Here is a 26,568-nt window from a genome sequence, read left to right as displayed (position 1 = left end):
CTATGATTAAAGGCTAACGATGAAACCCGCTATTCTACCGACATCAGGGAGACACCATGCAAAACTCGCTTCTTAATACTCACGTTACGACGATTGATGGAGAGGTCACTACACTTGAAAAATACGCCGGAAAAGTGCTGCTCATTGTAAACGTCGCCTCCAGATGTGGCCTGACGCCGCAATATGAACAGCTGGAAAATATCCAGAAGGCGTGGGCAGACCAGGGGTTTGTCGTGTTGGGTTTTCCCTGCAACCAGTTTATGGGGCAGGAGCCAGGCAGCGAAGAGGAGATTAAAACCTATTGCGCCAGCACCTGGGGCGTCACGTTCCCGATGTTCAGTAAAATTGATGTGAATGGCGACGCGCGCCATCCGCTGTATCAAAAACTGATAGCCGCTGCGCCAACGGCAGTCGCGCCGGAGAAGAGCGGCTTTTACGAACGGATGGTAAGCAAAGGCCGTACGCCACTCTATCCGGATGATATTCTGTGGAATTTTGAAAAATTTTTGGTAGGCCGGGATGGTCAGGTGGTACAGCGTTTTTCGCCGGATATGACGCCTGAAGATCCTATTGTGATGGAAAGCATAAAAATCGCGTTGGCAAAATAATGTCTCAATTGATGCAATTAAAGGATGTCGCCGAGAGCACCCGCCTGGGGCCGCTTTCCGGCGAAGTAAGCGCAGGAGAGATCCTTCATCTTGTCGGGCCGAACGGTGCCGGGAAAAGCACGCTACTGGCGCGTATGGCGGGGTTAACCTCCGGCGAGGGGAGCATCAGGTTTGGTGGAGCGCCGCTGGAGGCATGGGCGACGGCAACGCTTGCCCAACACCGCGCTTATCTTGCGCAACAGCAAAATCCGCCGTTCGCCATGCCGGTCTGGCATTACCTGACATTGCATCAACCGGATAAAACGCGAACCGGGCAGCTTAACGAGGTGGCCGATATGCTTGGATTGGGCGACAAACTGGGGCGAAGCGTGAATCAGCTTTCCGGTGGCGAGTGGCAGCGCGTTCGCCTTGCTGCCGTTGTACTACAAATTCATCCCGACGCTAATCCGGTCGGTCAATTATTGCTGCTTGATGAGCCGATGAACAGTCTCGATGTTGCGCAACAAAACGCTCTGGATCGGGTATTACATCATTTGTGTCAGGCAGGAATTGCGATTGTGATGAGTAGCCACGATCTGAACCACACGCTGCGCCATGCGCATAAAGCCTGGTTACTAAAGCGCGGTAAACTCATTGCCTGCGGCCGCCGGGAAGAGGTGCTCACCCCCTCTTATCTGGCGCAAGCCTACGGTCTGCGCTTTCGACGACTCGACGTCGAGGGGCATCCAATGCTCATTTCGGCCACTTAAGTAAAATCGTTTCTTGAAAAGCAGGTAATTTCGACGCTAAATTAATACCAAAATAAAAACAGAGGATTGTTGCGGCATGCGTTTTTGGCTTCTTGTTATCACAGCATTGTTCCTGGCAGGATGCAGTACTCATCGGGCACCGGCGCCAAATGCCAGGTTATCAGACTCCATTACCGTCATTGCGGGTCTGAACGATCAGTTGCAGTCCTGGCGCGGTACGCCATACCGTTACGGCGGCATGAGTCGCAGAGGCGTGGACTGTTCCGGCTTTGTGGTAGTCACTATGCGCGACAAGTTTGATTTGCAGTTGCCTCGTGATACGCGTGAACAATCAAAAATCGGCACCAGAATCGATAAAGATGAATTGCTGCCCGGAGATTTGGTTTTCTTTAAAACCGGTTCGGGCGAAAGTGGTTTACATGTTGGTATTTACGATACAAATAATGAGTTTATTCATGCCTCTACCAGTCGTGGCGTGATGCGTTCATCGCTGGATAATGTGTACTGGCGAAAAAACTTCTGGCAGGCACGGCGAATTTAACCTCGCAGACGATATAAATTTTATAGTCTATTTTTAACATATCGCCGGTTGAACTTATGACATCTGTTGTCATCATATATAATGATATAACCGTAGCATTTACAAACGTACTTTTATTAAAAACGGGCGTGTTCACGCCCTGTTAAAAGTACAAGATTGAATATTGGTTTATAATCAGAGTAAGTTAAAAAAAGGAACCGGTTCACCGGTAAACAAGAAAAATGATGACGCTTCAATTAGTATCTGAAGTTACGTCTGTTTCCGTCCGTAGTGACTGGGTGGCGAATAGCGCCCTAACCATGGGACTGGCGTAATGATTGCTTCACTTGATGAGCTTTACCATTCCGAACTCTTTTTCCTTCCCGTCATGGATGAAAACGCTCGGCTTGTTGGTTTAGAGATTATTGCAACGTTTGCCGCTGAAGACGGCGCCGTGCGGATGCCGACTGAGTTGGTAGCGCCTCGCCTTTCGGTGGAGGAACAATACTGTCTGTTTGTTGAAAAACTGGCGTTGTTAGAAACCTGTCAGCACTTTTTTATTCAGCATAAACTTATTGCATGGCTTAATTTACCGCCTGCAATTAGTGACTTATTATTAGATAGCGAACTTTTTCCCCGTGCAGCGCGCTTTCCGTTTCTTGAATTAGCTATAAATGAGAATTATCCTGGGTTAAACCAGGGCAAAAACAATGAAACGTTAGCTAATCTGGCAATGCATTTCCCATTAATGCTGGCAAATTTTGGGGCAGGCGAGGCGTCGACTAAAGCTATTTTCGATGGGCTTTTCAAACGAGTCATGTTGGATAAAAATTTTATTCAGCAGCGGGCTGAAATGATCTCATTCGAACCATTCATGCACGCTATTGTTGCCCAGATCTCCTCCAGCTGCGAGTCGCTGATGATTGCCGGTATTGATACTGAGGCGATGTTTGCGCGCGCAGCGCCATTGGGGTTTAGCGCATTCCAGGGCGGACTATGGCCTTCGGTGCCGGTAAGCCAGCTCATTAAACTCGTTCAGCGATAACCTTTCTGTTTGCCGGTGTTTAACCGGTGATTAACCGTCTACACTGAAGACAGGAGGCCCTATGACCCTGTCTTTTACTGCCCGTTGGCGCGATGAACTGCCAGCAACGTATACCGCGCTTTTACCCACACCGTTAAAAAATGCGCGACTGATTTGGTATAACGACGAACTGGCGCAGCAGTTAGCCATTCCCGCGTCGTTATTTGACGCTACTAATGGCGCTGGCGTTTGGGGCGGCGAAACCTTATTACCCGGTATGTCGCCTGTCGCGCAGGTATATAGCGGGCATCAGTTCGGCGTCTGGGCGGGACAACTCGGCGACGGACGCGGTATTTTGCTGGGCGAACAGCTCCTGGCGGATGGCTCGACCCTCGACTGGCATCTGAAAGGCGCCGGATTAACACCCTATTCGCGAATGGGGGATGGACGCGCCGTCCTGCGTTCAACCATACGAGAAAGTCTTGCCAGCGAAGCCATGCATTATCTGGGTATTCCCACTACGCGCGCGTTATCTATCGTAGCCAGCGATACGCCGGTTCAGCGAGAGACGCAGGAAACGGGCGCGATGTTAATGCGTCTGGCACAAAGTCATATGCGTTTTGGTCATTTCGAACATTTCTACTACCGCCGTGAGCCGGAAAAAGTTCAGCAACTGGCTGATTTCGCTATTCGTCATTACTGGCCGCAATGGCAGGATGTCCCGGAAAAATATGCTTTGTGGTTTGAAGAGGTGGCGGCGCGTACCGGAAGACTCATCGCCGAGTGGCAAACCGTCGGTTTTTCGCACGGCGTTATGAATACGGATAACATGTCGATTCTGGGGCTGACCATCGACTATGGTCCCTTTGGTTTTCTCGACGACTACGATCCCGGCTTCATTGGTAACCATTCCGATCATCAGGGGCGTTACCGCTTCGATAATCAACCGTCGGTGGCGCTGTGGAATTTACAACGTTTGGCGCAGACGTTAACCCCTTTTATTGAGATCGACGCGTTAAACAGAGCGCTGGATCGTTACCAGGACGCGTTGTTAACGCACTATGGGCAGCGAATGCGCCAGAAGCTGGGCTTCTTTACCGAGCAAAAAGACGATAACGCTTTACTGAATGAATTGTTTAGTCTGATGGCACGCGAAGGGAGTGATTATACCCGTACATTTCGGATGTTAAGCCATACGGAGCAACAGAGCGCTTCCTCGCCGTTGCGGGATACGTTTATCGATCGCGCGGCGTTCGATGCCTGGTTCGACCGCTACCGGGCGCGATTGCGCACAGAGGCGGTGGATGACGCGCTGCGCCAGCAGCAGATGCAACGCGTGAATCCTGCGATTGTGTTGCGCAACTGGCTGGCGCAACGCGCGATAGATGCGGCTGAACAAGGAGACATGGCGGAACTGCATCGGTTGCATGAAGTTTTACGTCAACCTTTTACCGATCGAGATGATGACTATGCCAGCCGACCACCGGAGTGGGGAAAGCGGCTGGAGGTCAGTTGTTCAAGTTAGCCTGATGCCAGCAGCATCGTCTGCTGGCGGGAGCGCTATTTGGTTAACAGTAGTTTACCGGCCTGAGTTTTGCGCAACAGATACTCCTGACCGTTGTGATCGATAATGACTTTGCCGTCCGGACCTAATAGCGCCTGACTGTTGACGCGCCGTTCAGCGGCAGGGAGAAGCGTTTCATTGTCTATTTCCTTAGGGTGAGGCAGCTCGGTGTTATCCATACGCGACATGCTATTTATTAATAATCAAACTCACAATGATTATTATTATCAATAATTAATGCGATAACAGCAAGTGCTAATTCTGTGGAGTGATATACGCGCGCGGAGAGAAAAGGGCGGGTAACGCATCGAAGAAACGCCCATCCCGACAGGATGGGCGAGCTATTAAAAGCGGCTGTCTACCGCCGCGGCAAGTTTTTCCAACAAAACTTCCGTATCTTCCCAGTTCAGGCAAGGATCGGTAATGGACTGACCATAGATTAATGGTTGACCGCTGATAATTTTTTGCGTGCCTTCCCGTAAAAAACTCTCGGCCATAATCCCGGCAATTGCCGTGGAGCCATTACGAATCTGCTGGCAAATATCATCACATACCTCCAACTGGCGGCGATGCTGTTTTTGACAGTTGCCGTGGCTGAAGTCGACGACCAGATGTTCCGGCAGATCAAATTCATGCAACGTGTCGCAGGCGGCGGCAATATCTTCAGCGTGGTAGTTCGGTTTTTTACCGCCGCGCATGATGATGTGCCCATACGGGTTGCCACTCGTCTGGTAGATGGTCATCTGTCCGTCTTTATCCGGCGAGAGAAACATATGGCTGGCGTGGGAGGCGCGAATAGCGTCAACGGCAATGCGGGTATTGCCATCCGTACCATTTTTAAAGCCGACCGGACAAGAGAGCGCAGAAGCCATTTCCCGATGGATTTGGCTTTCGGTGGTACGCGCGCCTATCGCTCCCCAACTGATCAGATCGGCAATAAACTGGCCGGTGACCATATCAAGAAATTCTGTGGCGGTCGGTACTCCCAGTTCGTTCACCTGCAATAGCAAGCGACGCGCCAGTTCAAGCCCATAATTGACGCGGTAACTTCCATTCAAGTCAGGATCGGAAATCAGGCCTTTCCATCCCACAACGGTGCGCGGTTTTTCAAAATAGGTGCGCATGATGATCTCCAGACGCGCCTGATGCTTTTGGCGTTGCGCCTGGAGCTGCGTCGCGTATTCCATGGCAGCATTCAGATCGTGAATCGAACAGGGGCCAATGACGACCAGTAGCCGTGGATCTTCACCATTTAAAATCTTTTCTATCCGGCGTCGGGAGTCGGTAACGTGACTGGCGACGGAGGACGATACAGGATACCGCTGCGCGAGTTCGGTCGGTGTTACCAGGCTGTCGATACGCGCAGTACGGAGTTCGTCGGTTCTGTTCATTACAAGTCTCAGAAGTTTGTTGCTTCAACGGCAGGACTACCGGGAAGTGATGGGCATCACGATAAACCAATCCCTGCTGATTTCAAGTGCGAGGCGTGTCACACCTCGCAGGCAGAACGGCATGATAACAAAAATCAACCCATTAAACTAGTTTGCTAGTACATCCTGCGGTTAAGCCCCATAATGTCGAGAATCTTGGTGGCTATCTCTTCAACGGAATAATTGGTGCTGTTCAGGCAGGGGATCTGATTCTTACGATACAGCGCTTCGACCTCCGCCACTTCCATGCGGCACTGACGCAACGAGGCATAGCGACTGTTTTCACGGCGTTCTTCGCGAATTGCCGCCAGGCGTTCAGGGTCAATTGTCAGGCCGAACAGTTTATGTTGTAGCGGTTTTAACGATGTGGGCAGCGTCAAATTATCCATATCATCGGCGATGAAAGGGTAGTTAGCCGCACGAATACCGAATTGCATTGCCAGATAGAGGCTGGTGGGCGTTTTTCCACAGCGCGAAACGCCAAGTAAAATGACCTGGGCCTGATCGAGGTTACGCAATGAAATGCCATCATCATGCGCCAGGGTATAATCGATAGCGGCAATACGGGCGTCATACTTGTTCAGGTTACCCGGATTAAGCCCATGAGTACGATGAGCGATCGGCGTCGGATCCAGTTTCATCTCCTGCTGAAGCGGCGCCACCAGCGCCTGGACGATATCCTGGCAGAAACCTTCGCTCTGTAAGATGATGGCGCGAATTTCAGGTAAAACAATCGAGTAAAACACCAGCGGGCGAACGCCGGTTTGCTGATAAATGGCGTCAATTTGGTCTTTGACGGCGCGGGCGCGACTTTCGTTTTCCACGAATGGCAGCGTGATGCTGCTGATCGTCACCGGAAACTGCGACATAACCGCGTGACCCAGGACCTCGGCGGTGATGGCGGTACCATCAGAAATATAGAAAACATGGCGATCAACAACATTATCCATTCTGTTCATCCTGAAGAGTAAACATAATTATCTGAAAGCATAAATTAAAAGTAACGGGAAACGTATAACTTGTCGCTTATTTTATAAAATGACAGGCACTTTTTATAATTAATGAAAAGTGTGTTTCATTTCCTGGAAACGCAGTTTATACCGGGGGTGATTAAGGGAATGCCGTGCTATGCGCGGGTTTGCGCAACTACGTAAACAATCTGAAAAAATGAAAAAATAAATTTGCTTGAACGATTCACCGTTTTTTTCGCGGGTTTAAGTATGCCAGGATAAATACGCAACTATGTGTTTCTTAAACTCGTTCATTTATCACAAAAGGATTGTTCGATGTCCAACAATGGCTCGTCACCGCTGGTGCTTTGGTATAACCAACTCGGCATGAATGATGTAGACAGAGTTGGGGGCAAAAATGCCTCCCTGGGTGAAATGATTACTAACCTTTCCGGCATGGGCGTATCCGTTCCGAATGGTTTTGCAACCACTGCCGATGCGTTTAACCAGTTTTTGGATCAAAGCGGCGTAAACCAGCGCATTTATGAGCTGCTGGATAAGACAGATATTGATGATGTCTCCCAGCTGGCGAAAGCGGGCGCGCAGATCCGCCAGTGGATTATCGACACTCCTTTCCAGCCGGAGCTGGAAAACGCCATCCGCGATGCCTATGCGCAGCTTTCGTCGGATGATGAAAATGCCTCTTTTGCCGTGCGTTCCTCCGCCACGGCGGAAGATATGCCAGATGCTTCGTTTGCGGGCCAACAGGAAACGTTTCTTAACGTTCAGGGCTTCGATGCGGTACTGGTGGCAGTGAAACACGTATTTGCTTCTCTGTTTAACGATCGCGCCATCTCTTATCGCGTTCACCAGGGATATGATCATCGCGGCGTAGCGCTTTCCGCTGGCGTGCAGCGGATGGTTCGCTCCGATCTCGCCTCGTCAGGGGTGATGTTCTCTATCGATACCGAATCCGGCTTTGACCAGGTGGTCTTTATCACCTCGGCATGGGGACTGGGTGAAATGGTGGTGCAGGGCGCGGTTAACCCGGATGAATTTTATGTCCATAAGCCAACCCTGGCGGCAGGCCGTCCAGCCATCGTACGCCGCACCATGGGGTCGAAAAAAATCCGCATGGTTTACGCCGCCACCCAGGAGCACGGCAAGCAAGTGAAGATTGAAGATGTGCCGCAGGAACAGCGCGACATTTTCTCACTCACCAACGAAGAAGTGCAGGAACTGGCGAAACAAGCGGTGCAGATTGAGCAGCACTATGGTCGTCCGATGGATATCGAATGGGCGAAAGACGGTCATACCGGTAAGCTCTTTATTGTGCAGGCACGTCCGGAAACCGTGCGCTCCCGTGGCCAGGTGATGGAGCGTTATACGCTACATGCGCAGGGGAAAATCATTGCCGAAGGTCGCGCCATTGGTCATCGTATCGGCGCCGGTACGGTAAAAGTTATTCACGATATCGGCGAAATGAACCGTATTGAGCCTGGCGATGTGCTTGTCACCGATATGACCGACCCGGACTGGGAACCGATCATGAAAAAAGCGGCGGCGATTGTCACTAACCGTGGCGGGCGCACCTGTCACGCGGCGATTATCGCCCGCGAATTGGGCATTCCGGCGGTAGTCGGTTGCGGCGACGCCACCGAACGCATGAAAGATGGCGAAAAAGTAACCGTCTCCTGCGCAGAAGGTGATACCGGTTATGTTTATGCCGACATGCTGGATTTCAGCGTAAAAAGCTCCAGCGTAGACACCATGCCAGAGCTACCGCTGAAGGTCATGATGAACGTCGGCAACCCGGACAGGGCATTTGACTTTGCCTGCCTGCCGAATGAAGGCGTAGGTCTGGCGCGACTGGAATTCATCATTAACCGTATGATTGGCGTTCACCCACGCGCGCTGCTGGAGTTTGACGACCAGGATGCCGCGCTGCAAAACGACATTCGTGAGATGATGAAAGGGTTTGACTCGCCGCGTGAATTTTACGTTGGTCGACTGACGGAAGGGATCGCGACGTTAGGCGCCGCCTTCTACCCGAAACGCGTCATCGTTCGCCTGTCTGACTTTAAGTCCAACGAATACGCCAACCTGGTCGGCGGCGAACGCTATGAGCCGCATGAAGAAAACCCGATGCTGGGCTTCCGCGGCGCGGGTCGTTACGTCGCAGAAAGTTTCCGCGATTGTTTTGCGCTGGAATGCGAAGCGGTGAAACGCGTGCGCAACGATATGGGCCTTACCAACGTCGAAATCATGATCCCGTTCGTGCGGACGGTCGACCAGGCGAAAGCGGTCATCGAAGAGCTGGCGCGCCAGGGGCTTAAACGCGGCGAGAACGGGCTGAAGATCATCATGATGTGCGAGATCCCGTCCAATGCCTTGCTGGCTGAACAGTTCCTCGAGTATTTTGATGGCTTCTCGATTGGTTCTAACGACATGACGCAGCTGGCGCTGGGGCTGGATCGCGATTCCGGCGTGGTGTCTGAACTGTTTGACGAGCGTAACGACGCGGTGAAAGCGCTGCTGTCGATGGCGATCCGCGCGGCGAAAAAACAGGGCAAATATGTTGGAATTTGTGGTCAGGGTCCGTCCGACCATGAAGACTTTGCCGCCTGGCTGATGGAAGAGGGGATCGACAGCCTGTCGCTGAACCCGGACACCGTGGTTCAGACCTGGCTGAGTCTGGCGGAACTGAAGAAGTAGTGTAATACCGGATGGCGGCGTTAACGTCGCCATCCGGCAATTTATACCGCAGTGTGCTCCTGGCGCAGCCGCTCAATAATATCCTGCCGCAACAGAAACTTCTGCACTTTGCCAGAGGCGGTTCTGGGCAGTTTTTCTACGATGACGATCCGTTCCGGATATTTATACTTCGCTACCCGTTTTCGACTGAAAAAAGCGATCACCTCTTCCAGCGTCAGCGAAAGGTGCGGCGGTTTTAAGACTACATACGCGCATGAACGTTCGCCTAAGCGTTCATCAGGCATAGCAACGACGCAAGCATCGTGTATGCGGGGGTGTTGCAATAAAATATCCTCCACCTCGCGACTGCTGATATTTTCACCTCCACGTATAATAATATCCTTTTTGCGCCCGGTAATTTTGATATAACCGTCTTCATCCATGCGGCAGAGGTCGCCGCTGTAATACCAGCCCTCATTATCCAGTGCGCGGGCGGTAAGTTCCGGCTCGTCCAGGTATCCCATAAAAACGTTCGGCCCGCGCGAGGCTTCTTCGCCTTCGTGGCCTGCTGGAAGCGTATTGCGATCTTCATCCACGATTTTAATTTCTACACCGGTGGCGGCATAACCATCGGTGTTCATCATGCGTGAAGTCGAATCACCCAGATTAACCATCGAGTGTGGAGAACTTTCTGTAGAACCGTAAATACTCAATAATTTGATACCGCGCTGCTGGCAGTCGCGGGCAACCTTTTTGGGAATAGTCGTGCCGCCGCATAAGAAGAATCGCAGTGAGGAGAGGTCGGCAGGCTGTTGCTCAACGGCACAAAGCAGATCGTAAATAAACGGCGTCGCGCCTGACATACAGGTACAGCGTTGCTGCGCTAATAAGGTAAGGCAGGCTTCTGGGGTAAAGATGTCCAGCAATACGCTACGCGCCCCGATTAAAAAGGGCGCGGTGACGCCGTGTAAAAATCCGGTGGCGTGGCCCAGTGGCGCAGGCATCAGGAACACATCTTGCCAGGTTAAATTCAACCGCGCGCAATACGCCCGTTCGCTGGCAAGAATATTATTGTGGGTCAACATCACCCCTTTCGGCATTCCTTCTGTGCCGGAGGTAAACAGCACTGCCGCCAGTTCATCACCGTGAATGTTAATGTCTGACTGCAACGGTTCGCTGCGGTCGATGATTTGACTAAGCGCAAGCGCTGTGGTGGCAGGCGCCAGTTTATCCACGCCGACAATATGCGTCAGATGGCGCAGTTGATTTTGTAGCGGAAGGATAAGATCGACCGGACGATTCTGTTTGAACACGGTGGGGGCGAAGAATATTTTTGCCTGACATTTGTTCAGCACCCAAACCAGCTCTGCTTCTCGCCAGGCGGGAAGTAGCGGGACAGATACCGCGCCCGTTTTCAGGCAGGCCAGATAAATGAGGGTAAACTCACACCAGCCCGGAAGCTGAAAGGCCACGCGATCGCCCGGTTGAATCCCCTGAGACAGTAACCAGTTTGCCAGGCGGCTTGCCGCGCAGTCGAGCGCGGCGTAGGTCCAGGACGCGCCATGATTATCGACCACGGCGATTTTATCGGGTACGGCGCGTGCGGTTTGCCGCCAGTAGTCGCCCAGTGAAGCATCGCCCCAGTAGCCGGACTCGCGATAGGTTTTCCGCCTTGCGGCGTCAAACGTTAATGTAACACTCATTGACTTGTTCTCTATTAATACAAATGACGTAATCTCCGGGGGCAAGCCGAATAAGACGCCGTAGCGTCGTTATCCGGTGTTTCAGAGCGTCAGCCGTAGCGAAACTCAACGCCGAACGTTCCCGCCGGGTATTCCCATTTTTCGAGAAGAGTATTGCCGCAGAGAACCCTGCAGGTCCCGCATTCCAGGCAGCCCGCGGAGTCAAAATGAATATTTCCCGCATCGTCCAGCTTATAGAGTCCGGCAGGGCAGGCTTTTATTAATTTATTAAACTCCTGCATGTCAGGCGAGGAGCGCAAAATGATATGTGGGTGTCCTTCATCTACGTAAAATTTATTTACGCCCAATTTGACGTCAACATTCACCTTATTGTCCGAACTCATAATGCCGTAGCCCCTTTTATGCCGTCTTTTAATAGATTCACCAGTCCAATTTTTTTCGCATGTGACAGGATAGTTTTACGCAACGGTGGGACTGGACCGCCATCAACGGTGAACAGATCGCCCACAATGTTTGCCGCCATTCGCGGGTACTCGGTAAAAAGCCGTGGGTTTTCCATTAATCCGGGGAGTTTGCGGAAATGCCGCATATCGCGTAACACGCCGTTTTTCTCCAGCGCGCGTTTGTAACCGGCAAGACTCGCGGCGGAAAAATCTTGCCGCGCTTTAGCGTCAATGGCGGTTTGAGCGGCCGCTTGCGCGGACGCGATGGCTAAATCCATGCCGCGGACGGTATAACCGAGATTCAGGCAAAGACCGGCGGCGTCGCCGACAATCATCACGCCGTCATTTGCCAGCTCCGGCATCATTGCTATGCCGCCTTCGGGCACCATATGAGCGGAGTATTCAAGCAGCGTTCCCCCCTGAATCAAAGGGCGTATTGCCGGATGCTGTTTAAAATCTTCCAGCATTTGCGGTACGCTTTTGGTCGCGTGAGCAATGTCGCCCAGGCCACATACCAGCCCCAGAGAAACCGAATCGCGGTTGGTATAAAGAAACCCGCCGCCCATGAGCCCGTTGGAGGGCGCGCCAGCGAATAACCAGGCGGCGCCTTCATGGGACGCCAGATTAAAGCGCTCTTCAATAAGTGCCGGAGAGAGCCCAATCAACTCTTTTACGCCGACGGCATAGTGATGCGCAGAAGAGACAGGCACCATGTCCAGCGAACGGCCCAGCATGGAATTCACGCCGTCCGCGAGAATCACAATATTCGCATCCAGAATATCATCCCCGGCCTGAACGCCAGTGACGCGATTGCCTTCACGTACCAGAGCGTCGACCCGTACACCTGGGATAAACTGCGCGCCAGCCTGTTCCGCCTGCGCCATTAGCCACGGGTCCAGTTTGTTGCGCAGTACGGTATATGACGTAAGGGGCGGAGTAGGGGGCGCGCGGTGAAAATCAAGTGTGACGGCGCTTTCTTCGGTTAAAAAGGAGATTTTTTCACGGGTAACGACGCGTTCGATGGGGGCGGACGTTGCGAATCCCGGCATAATACTTTCGATACTGTGAGCGTAGAGCCGGCCACCGGTCATATTTTTGCTGCCCGCGCTGTTTCCGCGTTCAATAACCAGTACATCCAGTCCCGCTTTTGCCATCACATACGCGGCGACCGTTCCTGCTACGCCTGCGCCCACCACAATAGCGTCAAATTTATCATCCGACATGCTTTATGCTCCTTTCCCGCCGTATCGACGACGGGAGATGTGCGTTGAAAAAGGAATTAGCGGCTTAACTGGTCGATGAGGGCAGGAACAACCTTATAGATATCGCCCACCAGGCCATAATCGGCATAATTGAAAATGGGCGCGTTTTTATCTTTGTTAATTGCGACAATAATTTTTGCGCCGTTTCCACCCACCATATGTTGAATTTGGCCGGAAATGCCCAGCGTCAGATAGAGATCGGATTTCAACAGAACGCCGGATACGCCAATATAACGCTCACGTTCCATCCAGTTTTCACCTTCCGCAATGGGGCGGGAACAGCCCACTTCTGCGCCGAGGACGGCCGCCAGTTTATGCACCATATCCAGATCGCTTTGCGCCGCCAGACCTCGTCCTACGCCGATGACCCGTTTGGCTTTGCTCAAATCGACGCTGCTTAACGATTTCGCGCGCCGCTGCTGGCACAATACCTCGTGGCGTGGGGCAATATATGCCAGCGTGGTCTGCGGGCAAGTATGACCGGGGAGAGGGGCGGCGGGTTCCAGCACGCCGGGTGCCAGCGTAATAATCGCCTGCGGACTGTTTAATTTCTCTTTGCCGAAAGCAAGTCCGCCGTACATGCGATGCTCTGCGTGTAGCGTCCCGTCGAGGAGGTCAATAGACGTCGCGTCGTTCACCATCACGGCGTCAAGCTGGATGCTCAGCCGGGCGCCCAGCGCTTTACAGCGCTTGGTCGCCGCCATGAGCAGCAGCCCATTTTGGTCGCCTAATAACGAGGCCAGCGTTTCGGCATAGTTTTCCACGCGCTGCAAATCCGTATGCGATTCAAGAATGACTATCTCATCAGCGCCAAGCGCTTTCACGTAGTCGATCTCCGTGTTTCCTTGCACGATGGCGTAAACTTTTTCTCCCCACTGCCGCGCGCCGGTCATTAATTCGGCATAACGCTCTACGTTATCGCTAAATACCCATACGTTAGCTAAATGATTCATGATAATTTTTCTCCGTTGGGCTTAGTTCAGGGATTTTTTCAAATGGTCGGCCAGTGCGGTGATGGCTTCCGGCGAATCGTTATCGAGAATGATATGCTTGCGTTCTGTCTGCGGCGGTACCGAGATGGCGACCAGTTCCGCCAGTGGCGTGGTTGGGGTCCAGTGGATATCGCTCGCCAGCCACGACGTAACGGCTTTTTTCCCGGCGCCGAGAATGGCTTTCATTGACGGGATGCGTGGAACGTTAATATCTGAGGTCACGCAAAGCACCGCGGGCAGGGTGAGCTCGATAATTTCAACGTCTTCTTCCAGTGTGCGTTCAACGATGATTTTGTCGCCGTCGCGTTGAATATGGCTTACTGCGTTGATGACGGGGAGTTTCAGGAGTTCGCCAGTCAGCAGGCCCACCTGTTGGGCATAAATATCGCCGGAGCCCTCTCCAAAGAGCAGCAGGTCAAAGCCGATTTTCTCCGCCGCGGATGCTAGCGCCAGCGCGGTTTCTTTGGGCAGGGCGTGCTCCAGTTGCGCATCCTGAACCATAAAAAGCGCATCCGGCCCGCGGGATAACACATCTTTGCGGACTTTTGAATTTTGTAACAGAGAGCCGCCGACGGTGAGCGCGGCGATCTCGTCGCCATCGCCAGCTAACTGCGCGGCGGCCTCAATTGCATTTAAATCAAACTGGCTGATTTTGGCCTCGGCACGATCAAAATTGAGCGAATGCTCCGGGGTCACGGTAATGTCCTGTTCTTCAGGCACCAACTTAAAGCAGGTTATTATTTTCATTGCATCTCCAGTGAGTCGCGTGCGGATAAGTAACGTAAATCTGACTGAAAATAGTCTGCGGCAGTCTGAAGAGGTTTACGATGGGTCAATCTGTTTTCCTTGCCAACAATCTTGCACAAAAAATCTGCGAACAGAGAATCGTTAGCAACCATCTGAAAAGGGCGTCATAAAAATATAAATACGGTAGTGAGAATAATAAGTGCGAAGCATATCATCATTTTTTAACATGAAACGTGCGATGTTGTTTCTGTGAGGTTAAAAGAAAACATCAAAGATATGTCGGCTATGTATTTTTGTCTGATAATACGCTATCGACAGGTAATCTGAGCTGTCTGCAAAAGAACATAATATCTTGCATTCGGAACGAATAATCTTGTTTTGCTGGTAATCTCCACGGTTGTACAACACTGACGCTCGCTTTATTTTATCCAGGTTATCTTTTTAAACCTGACAGAGGTTATTATGTATCAGCGCTGTTTTGACTCCGCCGCGGAGACGATTTTTGAACAGGACAAGACCCCTCGATTTTCACGTTTTGTCATTAGCGATGATCCAAACTGGGAGTCTGGCCATCATATGCATGATAATGAAACAGAGCTTATTTACGTCAAAAAAGGGATAGCCAGGTTAATTATTGACTCTTCACTCTACGTCGCGCATGCGGACGATATTGTCGTCGTTGAGCGGGGGCGGCTACACGCTGTAGCATCCGACAGCAATTCGCCGGCTACCACCTATACCTGTGCGCTGTATGGGTTTTGTTTTCCAGGTTGGGAAGAAAACCAACTATTGCAGAGTCATTCCTGTCCGGTGGTTTCCGTGGTTCAGGGGAAAGAGGTCATTAAAAGTATCTTTAATGAATTAAGCGTGTTACTTCCGCAGGGGAAAAACGTATTGGCTTCCTCTGTATACGATGCATTTGCTTACACTCTGACCGCACTTTACTATGAAAATTTTAAAAATGCCTATCGTTCTGAACAAGGCTACATTAAAAAAGATGTATTAATTAAGGATGTGCTTGTTTATCTCAATAATAATTATCGTGAAAAAATCACGCTTGACCAGCTATCGAAAAAATTTCGTGCCAGCGTCAGCTATATATGCCATGAATTTGCCAAAGAATATCATATATCCCCTATCAACTATGTTATTCAACGACGTATGACCGAGGCCAAGTTTGCGCTGACAAACACTGAGTCGCCACTGGCAGAAATTTCATGGCGGGTAGGATATGAAAATGTGGACCATTTTGCCAAATTGTTTATGCGGCATGTAGGATGTTCTCCCAACGATTATCGTAAGCAATTTAAAAATAGTCTGGTTGAGCAGGCGTATTTGCTGCCAAATACCTGACGGCGAAATATATCTGATTTATTCGGCCTGATGCCGTAAAGCAGTCAGGCCGAATAAGACGTTCCGGTACGATCCTTACTTGTTCTGATAGTCTTTCAGAATCTGGCGTCCTGCCACATAGATCATAATTTCATCCGTGCCGCCACCGATACGTTCGCAGCGAACATCGCGCCAGAAGCGGGAGACACGGGCTTCGTCAGTATAACCAAGCCCACCCATAATCTGAATCGCATCGTCAATCACTTCCATCGCTGTGCGTGCGCAGTACAGCTTAGCCAGCGCGGCGCTGGTACGCAGTGACTCTTCCCGATCGGCCTGCCAGGCGACTTTCAACACCATATTGCGCATGTTTTCGATTTTGATGGCCATTAACGCCAGCTTCTCCTGGATCATCTGGTTATGGCCGATGGGTTTACCAAAGGCGATACGCTGGTTGGCGTAACGGGCGGCATCTTCAAATGCGCATTCGGCGAAACCTGTACTGCGCGCCGCATTAATCAAACGCTCCATCTCAAAATTGTACATGACATTGAGGAAACCCATGCCTTCTTCACCGACCCGGTCGCTTTCGTCCACCTCGACATTATCGAGATAAACTTCGCATGTACTCAACATGTGCCAGCCAATTTTATGCAGCGGATTAATCTTTATGCCCGGTTTATTTGAGTCCACCCACCAAAGCGTGAACGCTTTTTTAGGATCTTTTGGCTCCGTATCGCGCGCCAGAACCAGCATGTAAGGATATTCTTTTGCACCGGTGATAAACGTTTTCTGACCGTTAAGATAAACCTTGCCGTTTTTACGCGTCCAGGTTGTTGTGGCGCTATTATTATCAGATCCCGCGCCAGGTTCTGTTAAGGCTAGCGCATATGCTGGATCGCCGGTGGCCAGAGTACTTTCTGCTGTTTTACGCAGTTGTTCTGCGGAACCAAAACGGCGCATACTGTGAATGCATTGGCCGTTGGTAATCAAAAAGGCCGGAGCACCGCATTTTGAGATTTCCATCAGCGCCAGCATTTGCGTTACATAGTCAGCCGGAATGCCGCCGAATTCTTCCGGGACGCCCAGCATCGAAATACCGTTTTCCGCCAGCGCCTGCATAAATTCTTTGGGATAGGTGCCCGTTTGATCGCAGGTACGGAAATACTCTTCCGGAAAATTGCTGGTGATTAACTCGCGAATACTGGCCAGTAATAGTTCTTGTTCTTCAGTTAATGAAAAATCCATATTTGTACTCCTTTTAATGTGTTGCGTCAGGAAGCGTGGGTGATGCTGCCAACTTACTGATTTAGTGTATGATGGTGTTTTTGAGGTGCTCCAGTGGCTTCTGTTTCTATCAGCTGTCCCTCCTGTTCAGCTACTGACGGGGTGGTGCGTAACGGCAAAAGCACCGCCGGACATCAGCGCTATCTCTGCTCTCACTGCCGTAAAACATGGCAACTGCAGTTCACTTACACCGCTTCTCAACCCGGTACGCACCAGAAAATCATTGATATGGCCATGAATGGCGTTGGATGCCGGGCAACCGCCCGCATTATGGGCGTTGGCCTCAACACGATTTTCCGCCATTTAAAAAACTCAGGCCGCAGTCGGTAACCTCGCGCATACAGCCGGGCAGTGACGTCATCGTCTGCGCGGAAATGGACGAACAGTGGGGATACGTCGGGGCTAAATCGCGCCAGCGCTGGCTGTTTTACGCGTATGACAGGCTCCGGAAGACGGTTGTTGCGCACGTATTCGGTGAACGCACTATGGCGACGCTGGGGCGTCTTATGAGCCTGCTGTCACCCTTTGACGTGGTGATATGGATGACGGATGGCTGGCCGCTGTATGAATCCCGCCTGAAGGGAAAGCTGCACGTAATCAGCAAGCGATATACGCAGCGAATTGAGCGGCATAACCTGAATCTGAGGCAGCACCTGGCACGGCTGGGACGGAAGTCGCTGTCGTTCTCAAAATCGGTGGAGCTGCATGACAAAGTCATCGGGCATTATCTGAACATAAAACACTATCAATAAGTTGGAGTCATTACCGGAAGCGTGAATCCCATAGTGCTATCGGTAAATAATCTTGTGTCCATCAGTTTTAAATCTGGTGAGATAACCGGTGAAAAATCCATCTTGTCAAGAATATCCCGTTGCAGATCGACGCCAGGCGCAATTTCAATTAAATGCAGGCCATCTTGTTTGAGAGTGAAAACCGCACGTTCAGTGATGTAACGCACATCTAACCCGCGCTCAAGCGCAATTTTTCCACTGAACGTAATTTCCGGCAGTTCGCTGACGAATTTTTTGACGCGACCTTCCTGCAGAATATTTAATTTGCCATCGGTAATTTCAGTTTTTAAACTTCCGGCCGTCAGAGTTCCGCAGAAAATAATTTTTTGCGACGTTGCGCTAATATCGATAAACCCGCCGGTGCCCATAATTTTGCCGTTGAATTTATGTACACCGACATTACCGTGTTGATCCACTTCGGCAAAACTTAAATAGCAGACATCGAGCCCACCGCCGTGATAAAAATCAAATTGTGAGGTCATATCGAGGATCGCGCGGGTATTGACATTGGCACCGAAGGCCACGCCCTGAGAGGTAATACCGCCCACCGGGCCTGTTTCCACGGTCAGCACGAAGTCATCGGCGCAGCCTTCCTCGCGAGCGACCAGACCAATACCGTCGGCAATGCCTACGCCCACATTGCCTACCGCGCCTTTACGCATTTCAAACAGCGCGCGTCGGGCTACCAGCTTGCGCTGATTAAGGGGCAGGGTAAGCTGGGTACTATCATCAAGAGTAAAATCCCCGGAGATAAATCGGTTCACCGGCGCGCCGCCATACAGTTGCGTCTGGTCGGCGTCGACAACCACAATATCCACCAGATAGCCGGGAATACGCACGGATTTTGGATGCAGCGTGGCTTTTTTTACCATTTTCTGCACCTGCATCATTACAATACCGCCATTATTGTGAACGGCCTGGGCGATCACCAGCGCATCAAGATACATCACCTCATCTTCAAATGATGCATAGCCTTCGCTGTCGCAGGTGGTGGCGCGGATAAAAGCCACATTAGGCGCTATCGCTTTATAATAGAGATATTCTTTATTATCGATCTCTACCAGCTTAATGAGATCTTCTTTAGTCACGTCGTTTAATTTTCCGCCCTGTTGGCGAGGGTCGACAAAGGTACCAATACCAATATCGCTCAGAATACCCGGCTGGTGTGCGGCGCTGGCGCGCAGTGTCTGGGTTAATACGCCTTGTGGGTAGTTATAGGCGGCGATTTTATTTTCTTCAGCCAGTTCAGAAATACGGGGAGATTGCCCCCAATGTCCGCATAGCGCCCATTTTACCAGCCCCTCCTGCGCCAGCGGGCTGATGCCGCGATCGGCGCGGTCACCTAATCCGGTGGGGCTAATAATAGATAAATCTCGTGGTGACTGGGTTGTTTGATATTTATCTGCCAGTGCGGTAATTAATGTTGTCGCTTCGAGAATACCGCCGCCTGCGCCCAGAATACATAAAGTGGCCTCGTCTGGAATATAATTTACTGCTTCTTGTGCAGAGAGCACGGGAACGCGGCCATTAATGCGTGATGGCTTATTGAGTTTCATATTTACTCCACTATTATCCCTGAAAGCAATATCGATATAACCGTGTTAAGGTAATAAAGACAGCGGCTTTCAATGAATATGGAACATATTCATGTCAGATAACTATTTATTTTTATTGTGGCAGAAAGAGAATATTCTGCCACACGATAAAGTATTACGCCTGGTGCAATATAGTTAATACGGTACGCAGATCGGCTACCGATATTTGTCCCGGCGCAGATGCTTTTTTCACCGCGCCAAACGTTGCTGCAGAACCGAACACTTCGCCGGCAAGACGAGATATTACCCCGGTTTTCGACATCGACATGGTAATAATCGGACGATCCGCATAGCGCTCCTGCATTTCTACAGTGGCGGTAAGTAAGGTCAGGACATCGGCTTTAGTCTGCGGCATGACGGCGATCTTCGGAATATCGGCGCCCAGTTCCTGCATTTTACGCAGACGCTGAACAATCTCTTCCGCTGCGGGCGTTTTATGAAAATCATGGTTAGACATGATCACCGCAACATTGTGTTGATGAGCATAGCCGACGGTGGCTTTCACCTCATCGTCGCCGGTAAAAAGCTCAAGATCGATCATATCGACCAGACCGCTGTCAACCGCTGCACGATTCAGAGCGATATACTGTTCGGTGGTTAGTGCCTGTTCGCCGCCTTCTTTCGCGCTGCGGAAGGTAAATAGCAAGGGTTTATCGGTGATAATCTCCCGGATGGCGCCGGCGGCCTCAAGTACGCTTTCCGCCGTTGTCACGTTGGCAAAATGGTCAACGCGCCACTCCAGAATATCGAAATCCGCTTCACGGTAGGCGAGTGCTTCCGATTTCACATCGGTAATGGTTTTTCCCATTAGCGACACAATGATCTTTGGCGCGCCTTCGCCAACCACGAGATCTCTTACAGTTACGGTTTTCATTTGGTACCCTTCATTGTCATTCGTCGCAATTATAATTTTACCGGTCAGGCTGTGAATCCCATCACCTGCTTCACATAGTCCAATGGAAATGCTTTTCCTGTCCACAGTTCAAACTGTTCGGCTCCTTGCCATAACAACATGCCGTAACCATCAATTGTTTTGCAACCAGCTTGTTGCGCCTGCTGCAATAACTTTGTCATATGCGGATTATAAACACATTCGGTGACCAGCAATTCAGGGCGGAGCAGGGAAACATCGCCGATCAGGGATTCGTTCTCCAATGGTTTCATGCCAACTTTGGTGCCGTTCGTCAGAATATCTGCGCTGGCAAGCGCTTCAGTAAAAGCGTGCTGATCGGCAAGATCGGTGACGGTAACGACGCAATCGGTGTTTTCATTCACCCGCTTCGCAAAGGCAACCGCTTTTTCGAAAAAGTCATCTTTACGGTTAAACAGTTTAATTTCCTTAATGCCTTCAATGGCTGCCTGGGCGCCAATGGCGGTAGCCGCGCCTCCCGCGCCGAGCAGCACCATGGTTTTTCCCCGAATATCGAAACCGCTTTCTTTAATTGCCCGAATATGGCCCGTACCATCCGTGTTGTAGCCGCGTAGATAGCCGTCATCGTTAACAATGGTGTTGATAGCGCCAACCAGTTTTGCCGCTGGCGTTAATTCATCGACATACTCACACGCGAGCTGTTTGTTTGGCATGGAGACGCCCGTACCGCGCATTTTTAATGCTTTCAGTCCTTCAATGGCGCTGGCAAACGTCGTGTTATCCACTTCGAAAGCCATATAGGTATACGGTAGCCCCGCTTTTTCTAACGCTTTGTTTTGCATTTCGGGCGATAAGCTATGACGGATAGGATACGCCATAAGACCAATTAATTCATATTTTGCGGTAACATCCATTTTATACTCCTTAATAAGTGGACAGTGCAGAGCAGGGCGCATGCCTGTTGCGCATAGTTAACATTTTTACTGGAAATAACGCTCGCCAAATCGGACATCGTTTTGCGGGATCTTAAATACGCGATAATAGCGAATAAATACAATAATGGCGGTGATAAATGTCAGTAGTGCAAAGGAAAAATCTAACAAAATGATATATTGCAGGCCAATAGTAGAGAGATAACCGGTGATCAGTGGAATAATAAAGTTAGCTACGCCCCCCATCATCATATATATACTGGTGACTTTAGCTTTACTCTTAGGGAAAAATTCCGACATTACCGATACACCTAATTGTAAAATACCTCCAGCAGCGGAAAAACCAATCACGAAGGCGCCAGCATTACAGATCAGTGGAGAGGGATACAGGTAAATTGCCGCAGCGGTGAGTGTCGCCAGCCCGGCATTGAAAACATTGGCCCAGATAGGGCGAACCATTTTTTTCAGCAATGCGGCAAAAATAAACACGCAAACCAACGATCCCATACTGTAATAAGAGATGGTTTTCAGCGCGTCGGATTCCGCCATTCCGGCGAAGGCCATCGCATATTTAGGCATCCAGACCACAATCACATAGAAGGTTGAGAACGCGGCGACGCCAAATAAAACGGAAGCTACGCCTTCCAGCCAGACGAGGGGAGTACTGTTCATCTGGGGTAATTCTTTCGCAATACTGGCATCGACAAGTTGGCTGGGAAAACGGCTTTTCAACAGCATCAACGTGATGAGGACGAAAAGGATACCGGGGATTACCACCGCGTAGCCGTACCAGATATGGTTGACTAACAAGGCGCTGACGATAAGGGGGTAAATCATTTGCCCAAAAGAGACCATCGCTTTAACCAGAATAACTGCCGAGCCCGATGCTTTGGGAAAACACTCCATTAATGCAGGGTATCCGCCGGTATCCAGCGCGGAGTTCGCCACGCCGACACACACCGCTAATATGAAAGCGATCATCAGGTTAGGACTGGCGGGAATACCGAAGAAAAACAGCATATATAGTACGGCGCCAAGCAGTATTATTGCCCGACGGCCAAATTTATCGGACAGTACGCCAAAGAATAAAATACTGACCAGACGGCCAAGACCAATGCCAGAGATTAAATAGGCGATACCGGCACTATCCGTGGAGAATTTCTGTGCAAGGGAGGTCATGTTCTGGGCTAGTGTAATAACACTCATGCCGTGGAGAAAGTAACTAAAATAAATGCAGATAACAGCCAGCAAATATGGCATGTTGCGAGCCTTGTTCTGAGACATTTGTTCACAGCTCCTTGCTGATGGTTTGATTCAATGTCCTGCTTATTACTGCTTTACTACATGCAGCGATTGTTCAGTAACACTATAATTCGGTACTGTCGTTATATGTACATAACATGGCGTTTAAAATGCCAGGTTTATTGCATTGATAGCATTTCATTTGTTAGCCAGGAAATATAAAAATTGCTGCGAATTTGTTGTTTAATACATATAACTCGTGATGCTCATCGCAATTTTTCTGATAAGTGTGAAGATAATGAATAATAATTAACACGAAAATTACATTTTTTGTTTCCCGGTGATAATGGCTAACGTTTTATTTTGCATAGCAAGGCAATAATATTGCAGTTGGCACGCTAACATTTATTGTGCAGTTGACGCTGCTTCAGCGTGATGTTGTGATTCAGCCCGACTTCGGTAACCGATGAACAGCGCGAGGAGAAATCCCGCTGCGGCGATACCGGTATCAAACCACATAATATGTGCAATGCTCATTTCTGAAATCCGCGCTGTGATCAACGGAATAGTGAACGTCGCGATACTGCCGGCGCTGTAATAAATGCCGGTCGCTTTACCTTTCTCCTGTGGAAAACGGGCCGCCATCAGCGTCAGGCCGATTTGTACTACGCCACCGGCGGAAGAGAATCCAATGACGAATGCGAAGATCATAACAACATAGGCCTGAGGATGCAGGCAGACCGTCAGAAGCGCAATAAAAGAGATAAAGGTATAAAACATCAATAATGTGGTAGAGCGAATTGTTTTTCTGACCAGCGGGGCAGTAATAAAAACGCAGAGTAGCGAGCCGCAGGTATAAATACTTAACAGTTTGATGGATTGGGTATACGACATTCCTGCGACGAACTGTCCATACTGCGCCAGCCACTGGCTGATAAGGTAAAAGGTTGCCATCGAGATATAGCCATAAAGGGTGTAGCTGATAAGATCGATGAGGGAGCAATGATGTACGCCTGCGACAGGCGCTTGCGAGATTTTGGGCTTCAATATCCGACCAGGATAGGGTGGAAAAGGGCAGCGTAATAAAAACAGAGCATTAATAAGCATGATCGCCCCGGCAAGCAGGAAGGACCAGCCAAACCACATATTAGCCCAGACTAATAAACTGATAATAATGGGCAACAAGAATTGCCCGCCAGAGACAAATGCTTTAATCAGAATATTTGCCGTACTGGGGGAGCGAGGGAAGGCTTCCATCAAACTGGGATAGGTACCTGCATCTAAAAAACTGTTGGCCATACCCGCTAAAAAGCCACAGGCATAAGCGACAAAAATCGTCTGAGCATAAAGAATGCCAATGAAAAAAATCAGGTAACAGGCGGTCCCCAGAATGATAAAAGGACGGCGACCAAAGCGATCGGAAAGCATACCGGCGATTAACAAAACGCTTAACCGGCCAATACCAAGCGAAGAGATCACAATAGAGACGCCAGCGGCACTGGTATGCCATTGCTGTTCAAGCGATGACATGTTCAGGCTCATCAGGATAACCCCCATGCCATGTACAAAGTAATTAAAATACAACCCTACAGCGGTAGGGAAATAACGATTTTTCATATTATCTGACTCAGAGATGCCGCCTGAACGTACAGTGGTATACACAGGCAGGAAGCATATTGGATAGGGTGACAAGTCAATGTCGTGATTGTGTGGTTTTCTATCCGGTATCAATACGATGCGGCGATAAAGTTTACGTCTAACACAGCCGCTCCAGATCATGTGCGAAAAGTTCGGCAGCAACAGATTGATAAATTTTCCACTCGATAAAATCCCCCTCTGTATAAATGGACTGAAAAGAAGATAAATCAGGGAAGTAACGCATTGTATTATTGCCGATGCGGTTATTTATTTTGTCAACAATGGCGTTAATTCGTCGCTGTCTCTTGGCTTTCATTTCCTTCAGCCTGGCAATGATTTCTGGAGAGATGGGTATGTCGCCAGCTTCCCATCGTTGCCAGGTTGCCGAATTATTATCCTGGGTGATATAGATTGTGCATTCTTCAATCGTCATATCAAAAATACGCCGTAGTGCTTGTAGTTCTAACGCGTTCATCATTTTTTAGGCTTTTATATGAAAAAAGTGATGCTATAAATAGCACCACCGACACCGTTTCGACTTGAACAGAATCACACTATTTTGTGCAATATTATTTGTTCGTTGCAGATATCGCGGTGTTGAAGGGAAACGGGAGCTGGCTTATGTAACAATGCAGCGAAAAAAGTTAAAAAAAAAGCCCATCGTAGGAGACGGGCAAAGACTACACACAGCAATTCGTTGTTTCACTCAGGGGATTTCCATGCTTATAAATCAATGTGTTGATTTATAACCGTGTGCTAATAGTAGGCATGAGCACTTTTTGCGTCGATCAGATTCGTCTCAATAGTTTAAAAACTGTAACGGATTTGCGACAGAAATGAGATGCGGCGGGGAACAGACGGGCGAATCAAAATGGGGTGTGCGTTGAATTGATAAACGTCGCTAAAGCATCGGGCGGCAATGCCGCCCGACGGGATTATGACTGCTTGTTGGCTTCCTCGATGTCATCCAGCTCTTCAAGGATCTCCTCTGGTTCATTCGTCGGCGCCGGAACTTCATGTACCCATGCGGAGAACAAACGCCAGGTCACGGCCAGAAGCACCGGTCCAATAAACAGACCAATCATACCGAATGCAATCAGGCCGCCGATTACCCCGGAAAGGATCAGAAGCAGCGGTAAATCGGCGCCCATGCGGATGAGTACCGGGCGAATCACGTTATCCAGAGTGCCGACGACGGCGCTCCAAACCAGCAGCACGGTGCCCCAGGTGGTGTCGCCTGTCCAGTAAAGCCAGATAATGGCTGGAATCAATACCGGCAACGGCCCCAACTGAACCAGACACGAAAGGATCATCACTACCGTCAACAGGGTAGCGTAAGGCACGCCGGAAATCGCCAGCCCGACGCCGCCAAGTACCGCCTGTACCAGCGCGGTGACCACCACGCCAAGCGCCACGGCGCGGATCGCCTGGGCAGCCAGCAGAACCGCCGCATCGCCGCGTTTAGCCGCGAGACGACAGGCAAAATGGCGTATTCCCATCGCCACTTGTTCGCCGCGCCAGTAAAGCAGGGCGCTAAACAACAGCATCAGGGCGCAGTGCATCATAAAGCGTCCGATATGCGCCGCCTGACCGACAAACCAGGTCGTGGTTGTGCCGATATAAGGCCGCACTTTCGCCATAATAGCGCTACCGCCCATATCCAGCAGGCTATGCCATCCGGCATACAGTTTGGCGCCAACCAACGGAATATTATTTAACCATGCCAGATCGGGTAGCGTCATATCGCCGCCGGTCACTGCATGGATGAGCGGGCCGCTACCATCGACAATGCTGTTCACCAGCAAGGCGACGGGAATAACGAAGAACAGCACTAACAGCAGCGTCATGACCAGTACGGCAAGCGAGCGGCGGCCCCACAATATTTCTTGTAATTTCAGCAAAACGGGCCAGGTCGCGATAACAATCGTACCTGCCCATGCAAACCCCAAAATAAAAGGCTGTACTATCCACAAACAGGCCACAATCATGATGGCTAAAAACAGCACCGATAGCAGCACTTGCGCAATATCCCTGGGCTGACGAACATTTACCATAAATACTTTCACCTTTGTCTTTGCGCCAGAACGTTGGCGCGACGTGAACATGCAAACCACACCCTATAATGATGAGCAATTTCAGCGGTTTTTAACAGGCCGATTCTGCATGTAATTCTGTTGGGCGCACAGGAAAAAAA

24 protein-coding genes and 1 other RNA gene are annotated in these 26,568 nt (G+C 50.3%); 8 read left to right on the top strand and 17 right to left on the bottom strand.

Annotation, left to right across the window (positions count from 1 at the left end; genetic code table 11):
• Positions 1 to 56: 56 nt before the first annotated feature.
• The 5 genes from EOS97_RS22710 (at position 57) to selO (ending at position 4,426) form a co-directional block, all read left to right on the top strand.
• A complete protein-coding gene (locus EOS97_RS22710; RefSeq protein ID WP_001181565.1) occupies positions 57 to 608 on the top strand; it encodes a glutathione peroxidase in 552 nt (183 codons plus the stop codon).
• Entirely contained in the window at positions 608 to 1,357 is a 750-nt protein-coding gene (btuD, locus tag EOS97_RS22705; protein WP_000080607.1) for a vitamin B12 ABC transporter ATP-binding protein BtuD, read from the top strand. The genes EOS97_RS22710 and btuD overlap by 1 nt, the downstream gene beginning before the upstream one ends.
• A 76-nt stretch (positions 1,358 to 1,433) precedes the next feature.
• Complete coding sequence (locus tag EOS97_RS22700) at positions 1,434 to 1,898, top strand: C40 family peptidase (RefSeq protein WP_001213256.1); 465 nt, start codon at positions 1,434 to 1,436, stop codon at positions 1,896 to 1,898.
• Positions 1,899 to 2,211: 313 nt separating this feature from the next.
• Positions 2,212 to 2,922, top strand: a complete 711-nt coding sequence (gene ydiV, locus EOS97_RS22695; protein WP_127836205.1) for an anti-FlhDC factor YdiV — start codon at positions 2,212 to 2,214, stop codon at positions 2,920 to 2,922.
• A 61-nt stretch (positions 2,923 to 2,983) separates the two neighbouring features.
• Positions 2,984 to 4,426 (top strand): protein adenylyltransferase SelO, encoded by a 1,443-nt coding sequence (selO, locus tag EOS97_RS22690; protein ID WP_000175665.1) that lies wholly within the window; start codon positions 2,984 to 2,986, stop codon positions 4,424 to 4,426.
• 35 nt (positions 4,427 to 4,461) lie between these two features.
• On the opposite strand, the gene hemP is transcribed toward selO, so the two are convergent.
• The 3 genes from hemP to ppsR all read right to left on the bottom strand — a co-directional run bounded on the left by hemP (position 4,462) and on the right by ppsR (position 6,845).
• Positions 4,462 to 4,653, bottom strand: a complete 192-nt coding sequence (gene hemP / locus EOS97_RS22685) for a hemin uptake protein HemP (RefSeq protein ID WP_000089115.1) — start codon at positions 4,651 to 4,653, stop codon at positions 4,462 to 4,464.
• Between the two features lie 156 nt (positions 4,654 to 4,809).
• A complete protein-coding gene (gene aroH / locus EOS97_RS22680) occupies positions 4,810 to 5,856 on the bottom strand; it encodes a 3-deoxy-7-phosphoheptulonate synthase AroH (protein ID WP_001082188.1) in 1,047 nt (348 codons plus the stop codon).
• A gap of 155 nt (positions 5,857 to 6,011) precedes the next feature.
• Positions 6,012 to 6,845: a posphoenolpyruvate synthetase regulatory kinase/phosphorylase PpsR gene (gene ppsR / locus EOS97_RS22675; RefSeq protein ID WP_000370992.1), complete on the bottom strand. Its 834-nt coding sequence runs from the start codon at positions 6,843 to 6,845 to the stop codon at positions 6,012 to 6,014.
• A gap of 336 nt (positions 6,846 to 7,181) precedes the next feature.
• Between ppsR and ppsA the strand changes: the two genes are divergently transcribed.
• Positions 7,182 to 9,560, top strand: a complete 2,379-nt coding sequence (gene ppsA, locus EOS97_RS22670; RefSeq protein WP_000069340.1) for a phosphoenolpyruvate synthase — start codon at positions 7,182 to 7,184, stop codon at positions 9,558 to 9,560.
• Between the two features lie 41 nt (positions 9,561 to 9,601).
• On the opposite strand, the gene fadK is transcribed toward ppsA, so the two are convergent.
• The 5 genes from fadK to EOS97_RS22645 form a co-directional block, all read right to left on the bottom strand.
• Entirely contained in the window at positions 9,602 to 11,242 is a 1,641-nt protein-coding gene (fadK, locus tag EOS97_RS22665) for a medium-chain fatty-acid--CoA ligase (protein WP_000117492.1), read from the bottom strand.
• Positions 11,243 to 11,331: 89 nt separating this feature from the next.
• On the bottom strand, positions 11,332 to 11,625 hold the full coding sequence (locus tag EOS97_RS22660; protein ID WP_000093362.1) for a ferredoxin family protein: 294 nt from the start codon (positions 11,623 to 11,625) through the stop codon (positions 11,332 to 11,334).
• Positions 11,622 to 12,908, bottom strand: coding sequence for an FAD-dependent oxidoreductase (locus tag EOS97_RS22655; RefSeq protein ID WP_001278565.1), 1,287 nt, complete (start codon positions 12,906 to 12,908; stop codon positions 11,622 to 11,624). The genes EOS97_RS22660 and EOS97_RS22655 overlap by 4 nt, the downstream gene beginning before the upstream one ends.
• Positions 12,909 to 12,964: 56 nt before the next feature.
• Positions 12,965 to 13,900, bottom strand: a complete 936-nt coding sequence (locus tag EOS97_RS22650; protein ID WP_001015879.1) for an electron transfer flavoprotein subunit alpha — start codon at positions 13,898 to 13,900, stop codon at positions 12,965 to 12,967.
• A 21-nt stretch (positions 13,901 to 13,921) separates the two neighbouring features.
• Entirely contained in the window at positions 13,922 to 14,686 is a 765-nt protein-coding gene (locus EOS97_RS22645; RefSeq protein ID WP_000692095.1) for an electron transfer flavoprotein, read from the bottom strand.
• A gap of 462 nt (positions 14,687 to 15,148) precedes the next feature.
• Between EOS97_RS22645 and EOS97_RS22640 the strand changes: the two genes are divergently transcribed.
• Complete coding sequence (locus tag EOS97_RS22640; protein ID WP_000284832.1) at positions 15,149 to 16,039, top strand: AraC family transcriptional regulator; 891 nt, start codon at positions 15,149 to 15,151, stop codon at positions 16,037 to 16,039.
• A gap of 75 nt (positions 16,040 to 16,114) precedes the next feature.
• On the opposite strand, the gene EOS97_RS22635 is transcribed toward EOS97_RS22640, so the two are convergent.
• Positions 16,115 to 17,266 carry an acyl-CoA dehydrogenase gene (locus EOS97_RS22635; RefSeq protein ID WP_000347819.1) on the bottom strand — a complete coding sequence of 384 codons (1,152 nt, stop codon included), beginning with the start codon at positions 17,264 to 17,266 and terminating at the stop codon, positions 16,115 to 16,117.
• A gap of 93 nt (positions 17,267 to 17,359) precedes the next feature.
• Between EOS97_RS22635 and EOS97_RS22630 the strand changes: the two genes are divergently transcribed.
• A protein-coding gene (locus tag EOS97_RS22630) for an IS1-like element IS1B family transposase (RefSeq protein WP_095033700.1) occupies positions 17,360 to 18,057 on the top strand; the annotation gives its coding sequence in 2 pieces (ribosomal slippage) (positions 17,360 to 17,609 and positions 17,609 to 18,057; 699 coding nt in all).
• Here the strand turns inward: EOS97_RS22630 and EOS97_RS22625 are convergent.
• From EOS97_RS22625 to ydiK, 8 genes are all read right to left on the bottom strand, one after another.
• Positions 18,051 to 19,652 carry an acyl CoA:acetate/3-ketoacid CoA transferase gene (locus EOS97_RS22625; protein WP_127836204.1) on the bottom strand — a complete coding sequence of 534 codons (1,602 nt, stop codon included), beginning with the start codon at positions 19,650 to 19,652 and terminating at the stop codon, positions 18,051 to 18,053. The two genes, EOS97_RS22630 and EOS97_RS22625, sit on opposite strands and share 7 nt — an antisense overlap.
• A gap of 154 nt (positions 19,653 to 19,806) precedes the next feature.
• Positions 19,807 to 20,565 carry a type I 3-dehydroquinate dehydratase gene (gene aroD / locus EOS97_RS22620; protein WP_000860221.1) on the bottom strand — a complete coding sequence of 253 codons (759 nt, stop codon included), beginning with the start codon at positions 20,563 to 20,565 and terminating at the stop codon, positions 19,807 to 19,809.
• 44 nt (positions 20,566 to 20,609) lie between these two features.
• The gene (ydiB, locus tag EOS97_RS22615; RefSeq protein WP_000383488.1) at positions 20,610 to 21,476 is read right to left on the bottom strand and encodes a quinate/shikimate dehydrogenase; all 867 of its coding nucleotides are present in this window, start codon (positions 21,474 to 21,476) and stop codon (positions 20,610 to 20,612) included.
• A gap of 66 nt (positions 21,477 to 21,542) precedes the next feature.
• Complete coding sequence (locus tag EOS97_RS22610; RefSeq protein ID WP_000081210.1) at positions 21,543 to 22,778, bottom strand: MFS transporter; 1,236 nt, start codon at positions 22,776 to 22,778, stop codon at positions 21,543 to 21,545.
• 363 nt (positions 22,779 to 23,141) lie between these two features.
• On the bottom strand, positions 23,142 to 24,353 hold the full coding sequence (locus tag EOS97_RS22605; RefSeq protein WP_000797666.1) for an MFS transporter: 1,212 nt from the start codon (positions 24,351 to 24,353) through the stop codon (positions 23,142 to 23,144).
• Positions 24,354 to 24,492: 139 nt separating this feature from the next.
• On the bottom strand, positions 24,493 to 24,852 hold the full coding sequence (locus EOS97_RS22600) for a YdiL family protein (protein WP_000980451.1): 360 nt from the start codon (positions 24,850 to 24,852) through the stop codon (positions 24,493 to 24,495).
• Positions 24,853 to 25,019: 167 nt separating this feature from the next.
• An RNA gene (rprA, locus tag EOS97_RS22595) (antisense sRNA RprA) lies at positions 25,020 to 25,127 on the bottom strand.
• A gap of 182 nt (positions 25,128 to 25,309) precedes the next feature.
• Positions 25,310 to 26,428: an AI-2E family transporter YdiK gene (ydiK, locus tag EOS97_RS22590; protein ID WP_127836203.1), complete on the bottom strand. Its 1,119-nt coding sequence runs from the start codon at positions 26,426 to 26,428 to the stop codon at positions 25,310 to 25,312.
• Positions 26,429 to 26,568: the final 140 nt, after the last annotated feature.

This window comes from Salmonella sp. SSDFZ54, from assembly GCF_004010735.1.
GTDB lineage: Bacteria > Pseudomonadota > Gammaproteobacteria > Enterobacterales > Enterobacteriaceae > Salmonella > Salmonella enterica.
Note: the sequence above shows the minus strand (reverse complement) of the source record. Positions and strands in the feature narration are given on the sequence as shown.